Genomic DNA, 14,009 nt, shown 5'->3' with positions numbered 1-14,009 from the left:
GTTCGCTGCGTCTTCAACGTCGGACCAGGGAGGATTCCGCGTGCCCAACATCAGACCCAGAAGGACAGCGGGACGAGACGGCGGGCGAGCCGTGCGGCGCCGGGCGGCCGGTGTCGCCGTGGTGGTCGCCGCCGTGCTCGGGAGCGCGCTGCCCGCCATCGCTCACGGGGCCGAGAAGGGGCCGGAGTTCGTCGATCCGGCGGCCGCCGCGCCACCCGGAGCCGCCACCCGCCGCGTCACCCTCGTCACGGGCGACGTCGTCTTCTACGCGAGCGACCGCGCGGGCGGCGGTCCGCGTATCGACCGCATCGTGCCGGGCCCCGGCCGCTCCGGCATGGGCTTCACCCGCTACCACGTGGACGGCCACGAGTACGCGGTCCCGATCGACGCCGCCGGGCAGATCGCCGACGGCCGCGTCGACCAGCGCCTCTTCGACGTGACGACCCTCGTCGCCGACGGATACGCGGACGACGCCACCTCCGCGCTGCGCCTCGTCGTCGGCGACGCGCCCCAGGTCGCGAGCGGCCCCAAGGCTCCCGAACACGCCACCCTGGCCAAGGAGTTCAAGCGGACCCGGACCGCCGTCCTGAAGGTCCCTAAGAAGAACGCGGGCGACGTCTGGCGCAAGCTCGCCACCCCGTCGGCCGCCAGGAGCGAGGGCATCGGCAAGGTCTGGCTCGACGGACGCGTCAAGGCGACCCTCGACGAGTCCGTGCCGCAGATCGGCGCCGACGAGGTCCACCGTCGCGGCGTCGACGGCAAGGGCGTCAAGGTCGCCGTCCTCGACACCGGCTACGACATCGGGCACCCCGACCTGAAGGGCCGCGTCGCCGCCGAGGCCGACTTCACCGGCGACGGCATCCAGGACCGGCAGGGCCACGGCACCCACGTCTCCTCGACGGTCGCCGGAACCGGCGCCGCGTCCGGCGGCCGGTACGCGGGCGTCGCCCCCGGGGCCGACCTCCTCGAGGGCAAGGTCCTCGACGACGACGGTTACGGCTACGACTCGTGGATCCTCGCCGGCATGGAGTGGGCCGCGGGCCAGAAGGCCGACATCGTCTCCATGAGCCTCGGCAAGTCCGGCGCCTCCGACGGCACCGACGCGCTGTCCAGCGCCGTGGACCGGCTCTCCGCGGGCGACGGACCCCTGTTCGTGATCGCCGCGGGCAACACCGGCAACCGCACCATCGGCGCTCCCGGCGCCGCAGACTCCGCGCTCACCGTCGGCTCCGTCACCAAGCAGGGCAACCTGTCCTCGTTCTCCTCGCGCGGCCCGCGCCAAGGCCGCTGGGCCGTCAAGCCCGAGATATCCGCACCCGGCAGTGACATCGTCGCCGCCCGCGCCGCCGGCACCCTCGCCGACAGCGCCGTCAACGCCCGCTACGCGTCCCTTTCCGGCACCTCCATGGCGACCCCGCACGTCGCCGGCGCCGCCGCCCTGCTGCGCCAGCAGCACCCCGACTGGAGCGGACAGCAGCTCAAGGCCGCCCTGATCGGCTCCGCTGCACCCGTGCGCGGGACCACCGTGGACGAGACCGGCGCCGGCCTCGTCGACGTACCGGCCGCGTCCGCCGCGCAGATCACCGCCGAGCCCGCCACGCTCGCCGCCCGCGCCACGGGCAGCAACGCGACCCGCACGGTCACCTGGCGCAACACGGGCGACAAGCCCGTCACCCTCACCGTCGGCGCCCGCGGCGATCTCGTCCGCGTGGACGCCACCGAGGTCACCGTCCCGGCCCACGGCAGCGCCACCACCGAGGTCACGCTCGACTTGGCCCGCGCCGAGGCCGGAGGCTCCTACGACGGCGCTGTCACCGCCGAGCGGCCCGGCCGCGGCACGGTCCGCGTCCCCGTGTCGGTCACGGCGCCGGACGACGCCCGCACTCTGACCCTCACCGGTCCCGCCCCGCGCCCGGGTGCCGACGCCACCTCGACCGGTGTCGTCATCCAGAACGAGAAGACCGGCGCCACCACCATGACCAGCCTGAGCGGCACCACTCCGCGCAAGGTCGTCCTGCCGCGCGGCACGTACCGCCTCCTCGGCAGCGTCTGGGAGTACGAGAAGGCCGGCTACACGATCACCGGCAGCACCGCGATCCACTACGCGCAGCGCGTCACCCTCGACGACGACGCCTCCGCCACCGTGAGCACCGACGGCGCGAAGCCGGTCCGGATCGGCGTCGACGACGACGGCGTGCGCGCCACCACCGACGGCGCCACCGGCATCGGCACCGCCACCCCCGACGGCGCCTCCACCGGTCTCGTCGCCCCCAGCGCCGCCGGCCCCTACAAGGTCGAGGTCGTGCCCACCAAGACCGGTGAGACGTTCGCCGGCATGCGCTTCTTCGGCGCCACCAGCTGGCAGCAGCGCGAGATCGACGCCCATGAACCCGGCGGCACACCCCAGGAGTTGAATCTCCAGCTCTCCCAGTACAGCATCTACCGCTGGACCGGAAAGGTGACCGGCGAGGTCGTCGACATCGGCAGCGGCAGCGACGCCGACCTCGCCGGCAAGGACCTCAAGGGCAAGATCGTCCTATGGCGGTCCAGCGGCAGCAACGCGTCCAACAACGCCGCCTACCAGAAACTCACCGACGCGGGCGTCGCCCTCATCATCATCCGCGGGTACAGCGTGTCGGTCTACGAACCGACCCCGCTGGCGCAGCTGAACGCCGACTCCCTCCCGCTCCTCGAACGCCGGCTCGCGAAGGGCCCCCTGACTCTCACCGTCGAGGGCGTCGACACCTCGCCGACCGCCTACTTCCTCTTCCACAAGCAGGACGACTCACTGCCCGCAGGCGCCAACTGGTACGACCGGCGCGCCGACCTGGCCCGCATCGACACCAGGGAGAACACCCACGGCTACCCGTACGACCCGAAGGGCCTGTACGCGTGGACGAGCTGGCGTGGGGTGCGGCTGGTCCAGCAGTCCACCCGGTTCCTCGCGCCGGCCGACCAGCAGGTGTATGTGTCGCCCGACGTGCAGTGGACCATGGCCACCTTCCACTACCTGTTCGAGGAGGGCGAGATTCCCTTCCCGCTGGCCACGCAGGTCACCGATCCGACGACGTACACCAAGGGCCGTACGTACAAGGAGAGCTGGATGGCCGCGCCGTTCAACCCAGAACTGCGCAGTGGAAAGAACGTCGTCCGGGACGGCGACAAGGTGAGCGTCAACCTGCCCGTCTTCTCCGACGCGGCCGGGCACCACTCGGAGTACGCGCCGGGGGCCGACAGCGGTTCGACCGTCCTCGCCGACGACACGGGCAAGGTCCTCGACAGCAACGACCGGCCCGGCCAGGGCGTGTTCGACCTGCCGCGCGACGACCGCTGGTACCGGCTGAGCGTGGACGCCCGCCGTCAGGGCCACGACCCGGTCACCTGGACGCTCGGCGCCCGCATCACCGACGAGTGGCGCGTGCGCTCGCACCACGAGGAGAAGGCGGCCCCGCTGGCGCTCTTCGACCTCGGCTACGACACGCCGCTCGACCGGCTCAACACCGCCGACCCGGCCAAGGAGTTCACCTACTCCGTCACCGTCGGCAGCCAGGCCGGCACCCGCACCGGGCCGGTGGACTCCATGAAGGTGTCCTACTCGACAGACGACGGCAACACCTGGCGGACGGCGGACGCCCGCCGCGACGGCGACCGCTGGAAGGTCACCGTCCCCGCCGCCGGCACGGCCAAGGTGTCGCTGCGCACCACGGTCACCGACGCGACCGGCGCATCCCTCACGGAGACGCTGATCCAGGCGTACAACTCGGGCTGCACCGACATCTGGTGCGGCCAGTAAGGCGTGCGCCGCGCCCATCGTCCCTCGGCGGCATCGGTCTCGGTGCCGCCGAGGAACGGCTCCACCAGCGGCTCGTCGAGGACGGGCCGCTGGGCCCGGCGGTCCGCGGCAGGGCGGCGGCCCGCCTCGTCGCGCTCGTCCTGGCCGAGTACACCGACGACGGGATGCTCACCGCGGCGCCGCCGCAGACCGCCCTCGCCGAACTGGTCTCTCTCTCCCCCCGCGAGATCGAGGTGCGCCGCACCAGAGAGGCCACCGACCGGCTCACTGCCCTGTACCGGGCCCGCCAGGACCGGGACCGGCTCGACGACGCGAGCCTCGACGTCGTGCACGGCGAGATGCGCGCCACGATCCGGTGCGACCACCGCGGCGGCGGGGCGCTGCGAGAGATCGAGTGCAAATACAACGTGTCGTGACGGACGGTCCGCAAGGCCGGTGGACTCGGCCTGGCCGGAGCCGAGGAAGAAGCTGCCGCCACGGCCGACCGCGCTGGATCCCTACAAGCCGCTGATCGACGGGATCCCTGCGAGCGGACGGATGGATGCGAGCGCGCAAGCAGCGGCACGCCGCATACTGCTGACGGCTAGTGTCCCAACGCGTGAAGCGCACGACACGGGGAGAGAGTCACCATGACGCGTGAGACCGCCAGTGCCGCAACAAGTCCAGCCTCCTGGGCCACACGTTTCGCCTGGGGCGTGTTCGGCCTCTTCCTGCTCGCCTGGACGGTGTTCGAGGCGGCGAAGCACACGGGCCTCACCATCCCGTTCGCTGTGACCGGGCTCCTCGTCCCCTTCCTGACCAGGCTCGCGCCGGGCTCGGCGGCCGTTCAGCACACGCTGCTCCGGGTCTGGATCCCGTTCGCCGTCATGGCGATCTGCTCCATCATTCCCGGCCCCTCCGACAATACTGTCGCGCCCTTCACCTTCGGGATGGCCTGGCTAACCCACATCGCGCTGAGGCGCGCTCTGGGATTCGGGCTCCGCTCGTCCTGACAGAACGATCAACTCTGCGGAGACAGGCCCGCGCCCCCGGTCGCGGGCCTCCCGCGTGCAACGTGTGTACGCCGCGGCCGTCATGGGCGTCACCGGCGCCCGTGACGGCCCGCGCCGAGAACGAGAACGTGTGGTCACGGCACTCGGCAGCGCCACACGGGCGCTTCACCGACGGCGTGCGCCGGGCGATGACGCGGCATGCTGCCACCACTCGCGGCTTTGTGCGCCGGTGATCACGACCGATCCGCGATGCAGGACGAGGGGCGAGGCAGTAGGCGCCAGAGCATGCCTGCCGTCATTTCCCGTGAACATCCAGAGGATCGACGATCACCGAACGCCGCCGGAACTCATGAACAAACGCTGTCGGTTGAAGTCAACAAAGCCAGCCGTCAGTCCCAGTCCGGGTAGACGGTGCGACCGGGGAGCTCCAGGCCGGTGCAGCCGCGGCGTTGGGCCTGGTCCGCCGCGAACTCGTTGAGGAGGTGCCGCACCTCGCTCATCGGCAGCACCGATCTGGAGCTGTCCCGGGCGTAGCTGTTGGCGAGGAAATTGGCGGACTCCCCGGCACATCGGGCCTTGGCACGGCCGAAGTTCTTGCCGAGCAGCGCGTCGCGGTAGCTGTGCCCCTTCGGGATCTGCACGTTGTCCGAGAGTAGCCTCTCGAAGGGCTTGTCCGTCCAATCGCCGTACCAGCCCGTGAGGTTCACGGCGGACTCGCCCGTCCCGGAGTCGATCAGCGAGCAGCTGGTGACCGGGGCCCGCTCGTCCGTGGGCGCGACCACCTGCCACTCCTTGCCGGACGGGCTCCTGGGCAGTGTGTCCTGGGCCAGCCAGCCGCACATCGTGCCCTCCGTCTGGCTCAGGGACAGCTTCCGGGCGGATTCGACGCGGTCCGGCAGCGGCAGCGGGTCGGCCCCGCAGCCGATCTCGGCGTTGGCGCCGTTGGCGATGCGCACGGCCGTACGCAGGGACTGGGGCGAGGGACCGTGCCATATGCCGTACAGGCTGGTGACGAGGCGCCGCTTGTGGCCCTCGGAGTCGCGGCCGAGCTTCGGGCACTCCTGAATGATCACGGGGCCGAACTTGCCGTAGAAACCGGGGACGGACCGGGGATAGGCATAGTGGAGGTCTCTCAGCCTGGTGAACTCCATGGCCAGCGGACCCAACGACTCGCCTGTGTCGATCTCTGCCTCGGCCTTGAGGACGAAGTGCCGGCCATCGCTCTCGTTCACCCCACATCTGAGCAGGCCGTGCCCAGAGCCGAAGGTGTCCTCGCCGGCCTGCAGCCTTTCGTTCGGCAGCAGTTCGGCGAGATCGTCGCCCGACAGGTTGCCCCCGCACAGCGTCGCGGCGTACCACCAGGGCTGCCACACCGGCTTGACCAACCAGCCGACGCCTGCGACGACGGCGAGCACCACCGCCACGATCCCGAGCACCCGCCTGCTGAGCAGCCACCACCGCCCCCGTGTCCCCGTTGCCATGACCTGCGGTCTCTCCCTCCCCAGGGCGCTCCCTCGACGGGCGCAGCCTACGTGGCGCGCGAACTCGGCGGACCGCCGGGTCAGACATGGACCTCGGCCAGGAACTGGGCGACTGACCTGAGCCCGTATTTCTGTCTGCCCTTGCGAGCCTGCTGCTGTCCGCTGCTCCCGCGCCGCAGGTGTCCGGCCTGCTCTGTGCCCTCGGCGGTGGTCCCCTTCGGCTTGCGCTTGGTGGTGGTCGAGCGGCGCGTGCGGCCGACGTCGAGACGCGGCCTCCCTGCCCCGGCGTCGCCCTGGGCCCCTTCGCGGTCGGCATCGGCCGACTCAGGGCCTCCCCCATCTTGCGCATTCGGTTCCGGCGGGCCGCTCCGATCACGCACTCCTGAAGCCGTGCGGCAGGAGTTGTGGGCCCTGCTCGCGGTCCATCAGGCCGTCCGGCGGTTCGCGCGCGCCGCCGCAGCGAGTGGGCCGGTCCTGGATGCCGACCGGCTCTCCTACCTCCGCTGCGTCCGGATCGCCCGGCGCAGCGTGCCGTCCCAGCACGACACCTCCAGGCGCTCGCTGACCAACGCCTGGAAGGAGGCCGGCCAGGAAGCGCGGTCCCGTCTGCTGCCGCCCCGGTCCGGCCAGGACTGGCCCCGAGCGATCAAGAAGCCGATGCGGTGGCCGATCCTGAGGAATCGGAGCGGCCGCAGCAAGGTGATGTCCTACCAATGCTCTCGGTGCGGGGCGGAGGACAAGCTCCACCGCGCACGGCTCTGCACTCGATGCACCATCGCCGACCGGCTCGACGAACTGCTGGACGACGGAACCGGCCGCATCCGCCCCGAACTCCTCCCTTGAGCTTCCTCGCTCCTGGCCATGGACCGCCCGCTGTCCGGCCCCGCCTGGCTCGACAGGCGCAAAGGGAACCCCGGCTCCACCGCTGACCTCCTCCAGCGGCTCGGCCGAGGCGACATCGAGCTGACCCACGAAGCCTTCCATCACCTCCAGCCCTGGCGGGCGTCCCGAGCGGTCGCCACGCGCTACGACAAGCGCGGCTACGTCTTCCTCGGCACCGCCACCGCGGCGTCCGTTGCGATCTGGCTCCGAACGTGAACCTCTACGCGACCCAGCAGTAGGCACCTTGGCCCTGGCGTCGGGCACTGCTGACGAGAGCAGCCAGATCACCCAGGATCACGGAGGCGATCTCCATACCGATGACCTCGCCGTCCTTCGCACGCTGCGAGGACCACGCGACAGCGGCGTCCTCCAGCTCGGACCGCTCAGCCTCGGCGAGTGCTGCGGACAGGCGAGACGAGATCGCGAAGACGACGCACCCGTCATCCTCCTGACCGGCGACGAGACGAGGCTCGCCAGCTTCCACGAGTTCCTCGAAGCTGCCGCCGGCAAGAAGGCACTCCCACTCGACCACAGCTTCTTCGGGATCGAAGTTGCCGAAGGAGAGCGACTCGAATGCGCGTCGCGGCCCGGTCTGAAGAACCAAAGCCGCTGACGTGTCATCCGGAGCCACGAAGAACTCAACGATGATGCTCACCCAGGCGTCATGCCGGACAGCCCACGACCGTGATCGGCCGGACAGCTCCTAGCTAGTCGGTTTCCCCGACCAGGGACGCGAGGTGATCGAGGAGCCGGTCGAGCTCAGGGGTACTGGTGAACTCCTGGTCCTCCTCGGCGTCGGCGAGTTCGTGCCGGATGTCGCGGACCCGTTTGCGTGCGTCCTTGGTCTTGTCCTTCCCCTTCCGTCCGCCCTCAGCCAGCTTGTCCTGGGCTTGGGAGACCTTGTGTTCCAGATCGTCGGCGAGGTGCGGGTCGAGCCGACCTTCGCCGGCGGCAGTGCTCAGTTCCTGGGACACCTGGGCGAGCAGCACCCCGGGGTCGTTCGACAACGCTGCGGGTGTGTCGACGGCAGTGGACGGGCTCGGCGGAGGCGAAGCAGAAGGCGACGAGGAAGCAGGGGCGGTGGTCGACGACGTTGCTGCCTGGGTCGCGGAAGGGGAGTCGGCAGCGGAGTCCGGCTGGAAGAGGAGGTATCCCACGGTCGCGAGGGCGGCCGCTGCGAGTCCCGAGATCGCTGCCGTGCGCGACCGGGAGTCACGCCTGCGGGATCGTCGTGTGGCAGGAGCCGGCAGCACGGCCGTGCGTCCCACCGCGGCGGCCGGTCGTGAGGACGGCGGTGGTGTGGGCTGCGCCGTCGCGGCCGCGCTCGACCTTCCCGGAGCGGACAGCCAGTCCGCGACCTGTTCGGCGCCGGGGCGCGCTTCCGGTTCCTTGGCGAGCAGCGCCAGGACGAGTTGTTCGAGCTCCACCGGAAGCTCTGCCCCCATACTCCGCGGCGGTGCGGGCAGCTCCTGGACGTGCTGGTAGAGCAGTGCGGTCGGGGTGTCCGCGCGGAAGGGCGGGTGCCCCACAAGGAGCTCGTACAGGACGCAGCCGAGCGCGTACATGTCGGAGGCCGGGCCGGCGTCGGTTCCGAGGGCTCGTTCCGGAGCGAGGTAGGAGACGGTTCCCACGATCATGCCCGCGCTGGTGAGCCCGGCCGCCGTGTCGTCGGCGAGGCGGGCGATACCGAAGTCCACCACCTTGACCGTGCCGTCGGGGGCAATCAGAAGGTTGGCGGGCTTGATGTCGCGGTGGATGACGTTCTGCCGGTGTGCGGCGGCCAGGCCTGCGGCGGTCTGGCCGCCGATGGCGGCCACCTCGCGGGGCGTGAGCGTCCCCGCCGAGGCCAGCTGGTCGGCCAGGCTGCACCCCTGGACCATTTCCATGACCAGGTACAGACGGTCGTCGGCCTGGCCGAAGTCGTAAATCGCGACGATGTTGGGGTGGCTCAGGCGAGCGGTCGTCTGCGCCTCCTGCCGGAAGCGGGCCGCGGCCGACGGGTCGATACCCCCGGCCAGAAGAAGCTTGACCGCGACCGGACGGCCAAGGACCTCGTCTCGCGCGCGCCAGACCTCCCCCATCCCCCCTCGGCCGAGAAGCTCCTCGAGCTGGTACCGAGCCGCCAACAGCACGCCGAACGCCCTCCAAGTGGACTGCCAGGACCGAACCCTGCCAAGCCGGAGGGCACCAGGGTTCCTCTCGCTCGCGCGATTAGATACCGCCCGGTCAAGGGCAGCGACCGCGCGGTAGCCGGACCGCCAGCGCACACCGACGGGGTCCCATTTCCAAGATCGCAGCAGGCTATCAGAACCCCCGCCCACCAGTTCGACGAAGCGAGCACAGACCGGAACGGTGGTGGTCACCTGGTGGCTCTGGCGGCGTCCTCGATGAGCTTCGCGGTGGCCTTCGGGTGACTGATCATCGCGACGTGGGACGAGGTCGGCACTTCGACGACCTTGCGGAAGTTCGCACGGCTGTACATCCAGCGTTCGGCCGCGGGCGGGATCGCCTTGTCCTGGCCGGCGACCAGCCCCCACGACGGGATCGTCCGCCACGCGGCGGCCTGAGTCGGATAGGTGAAGGAGTCCGCGTCGAAGGGCCGCTGAGTGGACTGCAGGAGTCGGAAGGTAGCTGTGGACACGTCGGCGGCGAAGGCGGCCTGGCCGTCCTTGCTCAGGTACAGGTCGGTTCCGGTGGTGCCGTCGGGCTTCGTGTAGGGGACCGGCACGCTCACGGGCAGGACCTCGCTGCCTGGGAACTTGTCGATGAGTTCCCCCTGGGTCTCGCCCACATCGGGCACGAACGCTGCGATGTAGACCAACGCCTTGACGTTGCTCTTTCCGGCAGCGGCATTCGTGATGACGGTTCCGCCCATGGAATGTGCGACCAGCACGATCGGCCCGCTGATGGAGTCCAGCAAACTCGCGATGTACGGGGCGTCGGTGGGGATACCCCTCAGCGGGTTCGACCCGGCGATCGTGGTGTAACCCTTGCTCTGCAGTTCCTGAATGACTCCGTTCCAGCAAGATGAATCGGCGTAGCCGCCGTGGACCAGCGCGATGGTCGGCTTGGCGCCCGGCGAGTTGTGGCTGGTGACCGCGGCGGTGGCGCTGCTCGGGGTGAGGATCGCGGCCGATGCCGCGGCGGCCGCGCCGGTGGCGATGACTCTGCGGCGGGTGAATGTGGGGCGTGCGGGCATGCGGGTCTCCCTCGTCGAGGTAGAGGTGCGCCCCGGCGGGGTGCCCGCCCGGGCGGAAGGAAGGGTGTTGGCGCGGGGAGCTGTTATGCGTTGCCGTTGCGGCCTTCGGCGGCCTGAGTGATGACGGCGGCCACGGTGGCGGGGCGGGAGACGTAGACCGCGTGGCTTCCGGGGGTCTCGGAGACGGTGGCGCCGGTGCGCTCGGCCATGGCGCGCTGGGCGGACGGCGGGATCATGCGGTCGTCGGTGGCGACCAGGTACCAGGCGGGCTTGGCCCGCCAGGCCGGTTCGGAGATGGCGCCTTCAAGTGCCTCCATGCCCCAGGGGACTTGGGAGTCGGCCAGGAACGCGGCCTGGGAGGCGGGCAGGTCGGCGGCGAACGAGTCCGCGAACTTGGTGCGGTCCAGGAACAGGAACCCGCCCTGCGGGGGCAGGATCGGGGGCACCGGTGCGCCGGGCGGCGGGTCGGCGATCAGGGTGTTGACCGACTCTCCCTTGTCCGGGGCGAAGGCGGTGATGTAGACGAGTGCAGCGACGTTGGGGTGGTTGCCGGCCTCGGTGATGACGGTGCCGCCGTAGGAGTGGCCGACCAGCACGGCCGGTCCGTCGAGGCCGTCGAGGATCTGGTGGGTGGCGGCGACGTCACCGGCCAGCGACAGGGTGGGGTTCTGTACGACGTGCACCTGGTAGCCGTCGGCGGTCAGTTGCTCGTGGACGCCCTGCCAGCCCGAGCCATCCACGAATCCGCCGTGCACGAGCACGATGTTCCTGATGGTCGCCATGGTCACTCCTGTCGGAGAGGGACAGGCCCCGCGCCTGTCCGGTGCCGCCCAGTCAACTCCCGCGACAGAGACCGGACCATGCAGAACAGCACGCAGAAGTTTCTGCATACCGGAGCCCGCACGCACCGTCGGCCCGTGGCTCTCAGGGGGCGCCGGCGGCCAGGTCGCGGCAGCGGCGGTGCGCTTCCAACTCGCCGCTCGCCTCGAACACCGCCGCCGCACGGGCGTAGGCACGCCGGCTCTCCTGCATGCGGCAGTCCCTGGCCAGCAAGGCTGCGAGGGCTTCCAGGGCGCCGCCTTGGTGGTAGTCGGAGTCGTACGGCTCCATGAGGTCGGTGGCCTCAGTGAGCGTGGTGATCGCTTCGGAGCGGTGGCCGAGTTGCGCCAGGCACCGGCCGAGGTCCGCCAGGTAGTGGGGTCGCAGGTGCGCCGCGATGCTCGGCGTTATGCCCGATCGTTCATCGCTGACCAGGGCGAGCGCCTCACGGAATCTTTCCGCCGCCTCGGCATGACACCCGGCGTCGCGTAGGCAGTAACCGAGATTGCTGATGCTCGAGAAGTACGCATCGGTGTCGCCGAGGGACCCGAACAGCTTTACCGCCCGGGACGCGGAACTGACGGCTGCCTCGAAGTGCTTGAGCTTGCGGCGGGCGATCGCGATGTAGCTGTGCGACCAGGCGATCTGTGTCGTGGCCTCGACGCGGGTGGCCAGGTCCAGCGCCTCAGCCGCACAGCGCAGTGCACCTTCCGGGTCGTCCAGCGGGATGGCGTGCACCCAAGACAGATAGTTCAGCTGGGTCGCCTGCTGCACCAGATCGCCCAGGGCGCCGGCGGCACGGGCGCCGAGAGTGAAGACCTCCTGCCAGTGCGGCCCGTGCACCCACTGGTCGGAGAACCAGTGCATGGCCTCGGCACAGTCCAACACGGCGGCGTATTCACCGGCATCCTGGGCCTGCCGCAGGGCACCGAGCCAGTTGTCCAGGTTCGCCCGCAGCCACCGGTCAGCCTCCTCCAGATCCGACAGCACCACCAGATCGGCATCGGGTCCGTCGGGGCGGCCGTAACCAGGTTCGAACCACCGCCCGGCCATAGTGGCCATCCGCAGCAGCCAGGACCTCACCTCCACGGTCAGCGCCGTGCGGTCGGCTGCTGTCTCCTCCCGTTGCAACCGGTCGCGGGCGAAGAGACGTACCAGGTCGTGAAAGCGATAGCGACCCGCGGCACCGTCCTGCAGCAGACCGAGATCGACCAGCTCGTCCAGCGCATCCCAGGCAGCCGCGCGTTCCACGGCGCCGACCACGGCTGCGACCTCGGCGTCGATGTCCTGACCCGGTACCACGGACAGTCGGCGAAACACCCGCCGCGCGACAACACCGAGCTGCTCGTACGACATCCCGAACGCGTTGGCGATCTTCAGGTCGCCGGCCTTGAAATGCTCCAGACGCCCTTCTTCGTCCGACAACCGGGCGGCGAGTTCAGTGATGCTCCAACCCGGGCGGCTGAGAAGCCTGTTGCCGATGATCCGCAGCGCCAGCGGCAACCCACCGCACAGTTGCGCGAGCCGAGACAGGGCCACAGGCCCGTCCGTCACGGAACGCTCGCCCACGATGCCGGTCAGCAAATCCATGGCCTCCGGCAACTGCAGCGGGCCAAGGACCAGGCGGCGTACGCCCTCCAGGCCGGCCAGCAGCCGTCGGCTGGTGACCAGCACCCTGCTCGGACCGTCCGCCGCAAGCAGCGGGCGGATCTGCTCCTCGGACGCGGCGTCGTCGAGGACTACGAGGACCTGCCGATCGCGCAGCAACGACCGATACAGGGAAGCCCGTGCCTGGGCGTCGGCCGGCAACTGACGCTCGGCGACGCCGAGCGCACCCAGCAGGAGCCCCAGTGCGTCCTCGACAGGACGAGGCTGCGCCGACATGCCGAAGAGATCGAGGAAGAACACCCCGTCGGGAAATCCCGGCCGCAGCGCGTGAGCGGCGCGGATGACGAAGGTGGTCTTGCCCGACCCCGCTGAGCCGGTGACGAGCCCCACCACCGCGCCACCGGGCGAAACCTCGGCGTGGACCAGCTCATCCATCCACGCAAGCTCCGCTGGCCGCCCCGTGAAGTCCTCGACCGAACGCGGAAGTTCGCACAGCCCAGCCGGACGGGTCCAGTGGTCACGCAGACGACCGTCCCGCGCCAACGCGATGAGCCGCTCGCGGCCCTCACCCGTCAATGAGAGCGCGTCCGCCACCGCGATGACCGTCCGGTGCTGGGGTCCTCTGCTCCGTCCCCGCTCCATGTCCGACAGCGTGCGGGCACTGACTCCGGATGCTTCCGCGAGTTGTTCCAGCGTCAGGCGGGCTGTCTGCCGATGGCGGCGCAGCAACTCCGCGAGATTCGGGTCATCAGCGATGGGACACCTCGTGCGGGCGGAGCAGGCATGTGAACCGTTCGTATGGGGGCAAGCGTACTGAGGCCACGAAGAAGTGACAGAGCTTCCGTTAAATCCAGCCAACACCCCTTATGCGCAGTCAGGTTGGCTGGCCCATCTGAAACCGGGCGCTCGAGTCAAGCAGCGAGCTCACGGCACCGGACAGCCAGTGCCTCAGCGCATGCCGCGCCTCGGAGGCAGCGCGGAAGCATGCGGCCAGGCGCACGTCAGAACGGCGGTCAGAGAGGTTCGACGCCCACGCAGGATGAGGGCGGCTCGCTGGCAACAGCGGCATGGCCGCAAGGATCTCCTCCCCGGGGAAGCCCTCCGCAGACTCCGAGGAAATGCCACGACCGTGAGACTGAGCCCGGATCCACCGGCTTGATGTCTGTGGATAGCTTCTCCGGAGACGAGGAAGTGCCTTGTGACCTGCGATGATGGGAGTTCTTCACGCTTCCAGC

General features: G+C 70.1%; 11 protein-coding genes. 5 read left to right on the top strand and 6 right to left on the bottom strand.

Annotated elements, in window-relative coordinates; genetic code table 11:
- The first annotated feature begins 40 nt into the window (after window positions 1-40).
- The 3 genes from ACIQFZ_RS38590 to ACIQFZ_RS38580 all read left to right on the top strand — a co-directional run bounded on the left by ACIQFZ_RS38590 (window position 41) and on the right by ACIQFZ_RS38580 (window position 4,785).
- Window positions 41-3,793, top strand: a complete 3,753-nt coding sequence (locus tag ACIQFZ_RS38590) for a S8 family serine peptidase (RefSeq protein WP_402693449.1) — start codon at window positions 41-43, stop codon at window positions 3,791-3,793.
- Complete coding sequence (locus tag ACIQFZ_RS38585) at window positions 3,781-4,209, top strand: hypothetical protein (protein WP_402693448.1); 429 nt, start codon at window positions 3,781-3,783, stop codon at window positions 4,207-4,209. The genes ACIQFZ_RS38590 and ACIQFZ_RS38585 overlap by 13 nt, the downstream gene beginning before the upstream one ends.
- Window positions 4,210-4,422: 213 nt before the next feature.
- Entirely contained in the window at window positions 4,423-4,785 is a 363-nt protein-coding gene (locus ACIQFZ_RS38580; protein ID WP_383060015.1) for a hypothetical protein, read from the top strand.
- A gap of 389 nt (window positions 4,786-5,174) precedes the next feature.
- On the opposite strand, the gene ACIQFZ_RS38575 is transcribed toward ACIQFZ_RS38580, so the two are convergent.
- A complete protein-coding gene (locus ACIQFZ_RS38575; RefSeq protein WP_402693447.1) occupies window positions 5,175-6,266 on the bottom strand; it encodes a hypothetical protein in 1,092 nt (363 codons plus the stop codon).
- Between the two features lie 390 nt (window positions 6,267-6,656).
- Between ACIQFZ_RS38575 and ACIQFZ_RS38570 the strand changes: the two genes are divergently transcribed.
- Both ACIQFZ_RS38570 and ACIQFZ_RS38565 read left to right on the top strand, forming a co-directional pair.
- Window positions 6,657-7,109, top strand: a complete 453-nt coding sequence (locus ACIQFZ_RS38570) for a hypothetical protein (protein ID WP_365775941.1) — start codon at window positions 6,657-6,659, stop codon at window positions 7,107-7,109.
- A gap of 18 nt (window positions 7,110-7,127) precedes the next feature.
- On the top strand, window positions 7,128-7,364 hold the full coding sequence (locus ACIQFZ_RS38565; RefSeq protein WP_365435769.1) for a hypothetical protein: 237 nt from the start codon (window positions 7,128-7,130) through the stop codon (window positions 7,362-7,364).
- 4 nt (window positions 7,365-7,368) lie between these two features.
- On the opposite strand, the gene ACIQFZ_RS38560 is transcribed toward ACIQFZ_RS38565, so the two are convergent.
- The 5 genes from ACIQFZ_RS38560 to ACIQFZ_RS38540 all read right to left on the bottom strand — a co-directional run bounded on the left by ACIQFZ_RS38560 (window position 7,369) and on the right by ACIQFZ_RS38540 (window position 13,635).
- Entirely contained in the window at window positions 7,369-7,803 is a 435-nt protein-coding gene (locus ACIQFZ_RS38560; protein WP_383060019.1) for a hypothetical protein, read from the bottom strand.
- A 52-nt stretch (window positions 7,804-7,855) separates the two neighbouring features.
- The gene (locus ACIQFZ_RS38555) at window positions 7,856-9,280 is read right to left on the bottom strand and encodes a serine/threonine-protein kinase (RefSeq protein WP_402693446.1); all 1,425 of its coding nucleotides are present in this window, start codon (window positions 9,278-9,280) and stop codon (window positions 7,856-7,858) included.
- Window positions 9,281-9,507: 227 nt separating this feature from the next.
- Window positions 9,508-10,347 carry an alpha/beta fold hydrolase gene (locus ACIQFZ_RS38550; protein WP_383060020.1) on the bottom strand — a complete coding sequence of 280 codons (840 nt, stop codon included), beginning with the start codon at window positions 10,345-10,347 and terminating at the stop codon, window positions 9,508-9,510.
- 83 nt (window positions 10,348-10,430) lie between these two features.
- Window positions 10,431-11,129 carry an alpha/beta fold hydrolase gene (locus ACIQFZ_RS38545; RefSeq protein ID WP_402693445.1) on the bottom strand — a complete coding sequence of 233 codons (699 nt, stop codon included), beginning with the start codon at window positions 11,127-11,129 and terminating at the stop codon, window positions 10,431-10,433.
- 142 nt (window positions 11,130-11,271) lie between these two features.
- A complete protein-coding gene (locus ACIQFZ_RS38540) occupies window positions 11,272-13,635 on the bottom strand; it encodes a helix-turn-helix domain-containing protein (protein WP_402693444.1) in 2,364 nt (787 codons plus the stop codon).
- Window positions 13,636-14,009 lie beyond the last annotated feature (374 nt).

The organism is Streptomyces sp. NPDC093064, assembly GCF_044754605.1.
In the GTDB taxonomy this organism is placed as follows: domain Bacteria; phylum Actinomycetota; class Actinomycetes; order Streptomycetales; family Streptomycetaceae; genus Streptomyces.
Note: the sequence above shows the minus strand (reverse complement) of the source record. Positions and strands in the feature narration are given on the sequence as shown.

What these genes read in the sequence shown, in the direction of transcription:
- ACIQFZ_RS38575 (WP_402693447.1), bottom strand. Translation starts at nt 6,266, where the DNA reads ATGGCAACGGGGACACGGGGGCGGTGGTGGCTGCTCAGCAGGCGGGTG.
- ACIQFZ_RS38580 (WP_383060015.1), top strand. Translation starts at nt 4,423, where the DNA reads ATGACGCGTGAGACCGCCAGTGCCGCAACAAGTCCAGCCTCCTGGGCC.
- ACIQFZ_RS38565 (WP_365435769.1), top strand. Translation starts at nt 7,128, where the DNA reads ATGGACCGCCCGCTGTCCGGCCCCGCCTGGCTCGACAGGCGCAAAGGG.
- ACIQFZ_RS38545 (WP_402693445.1), bottom strand. Translation starts at nt 11,129, where the DNA reads ATGGCGACCATCAGGAACATCGTGCTCGTGCACGGCGGATTCGTGGAT.
- ACIQFZ_RS38550 (WP_383060020.1), bottom strand. Translation starts at nt 10,347, where the DNA reads ATGCCCGCACGCCCCACATTCACCCGCCGCAGAGTCATCGCCACCGGC.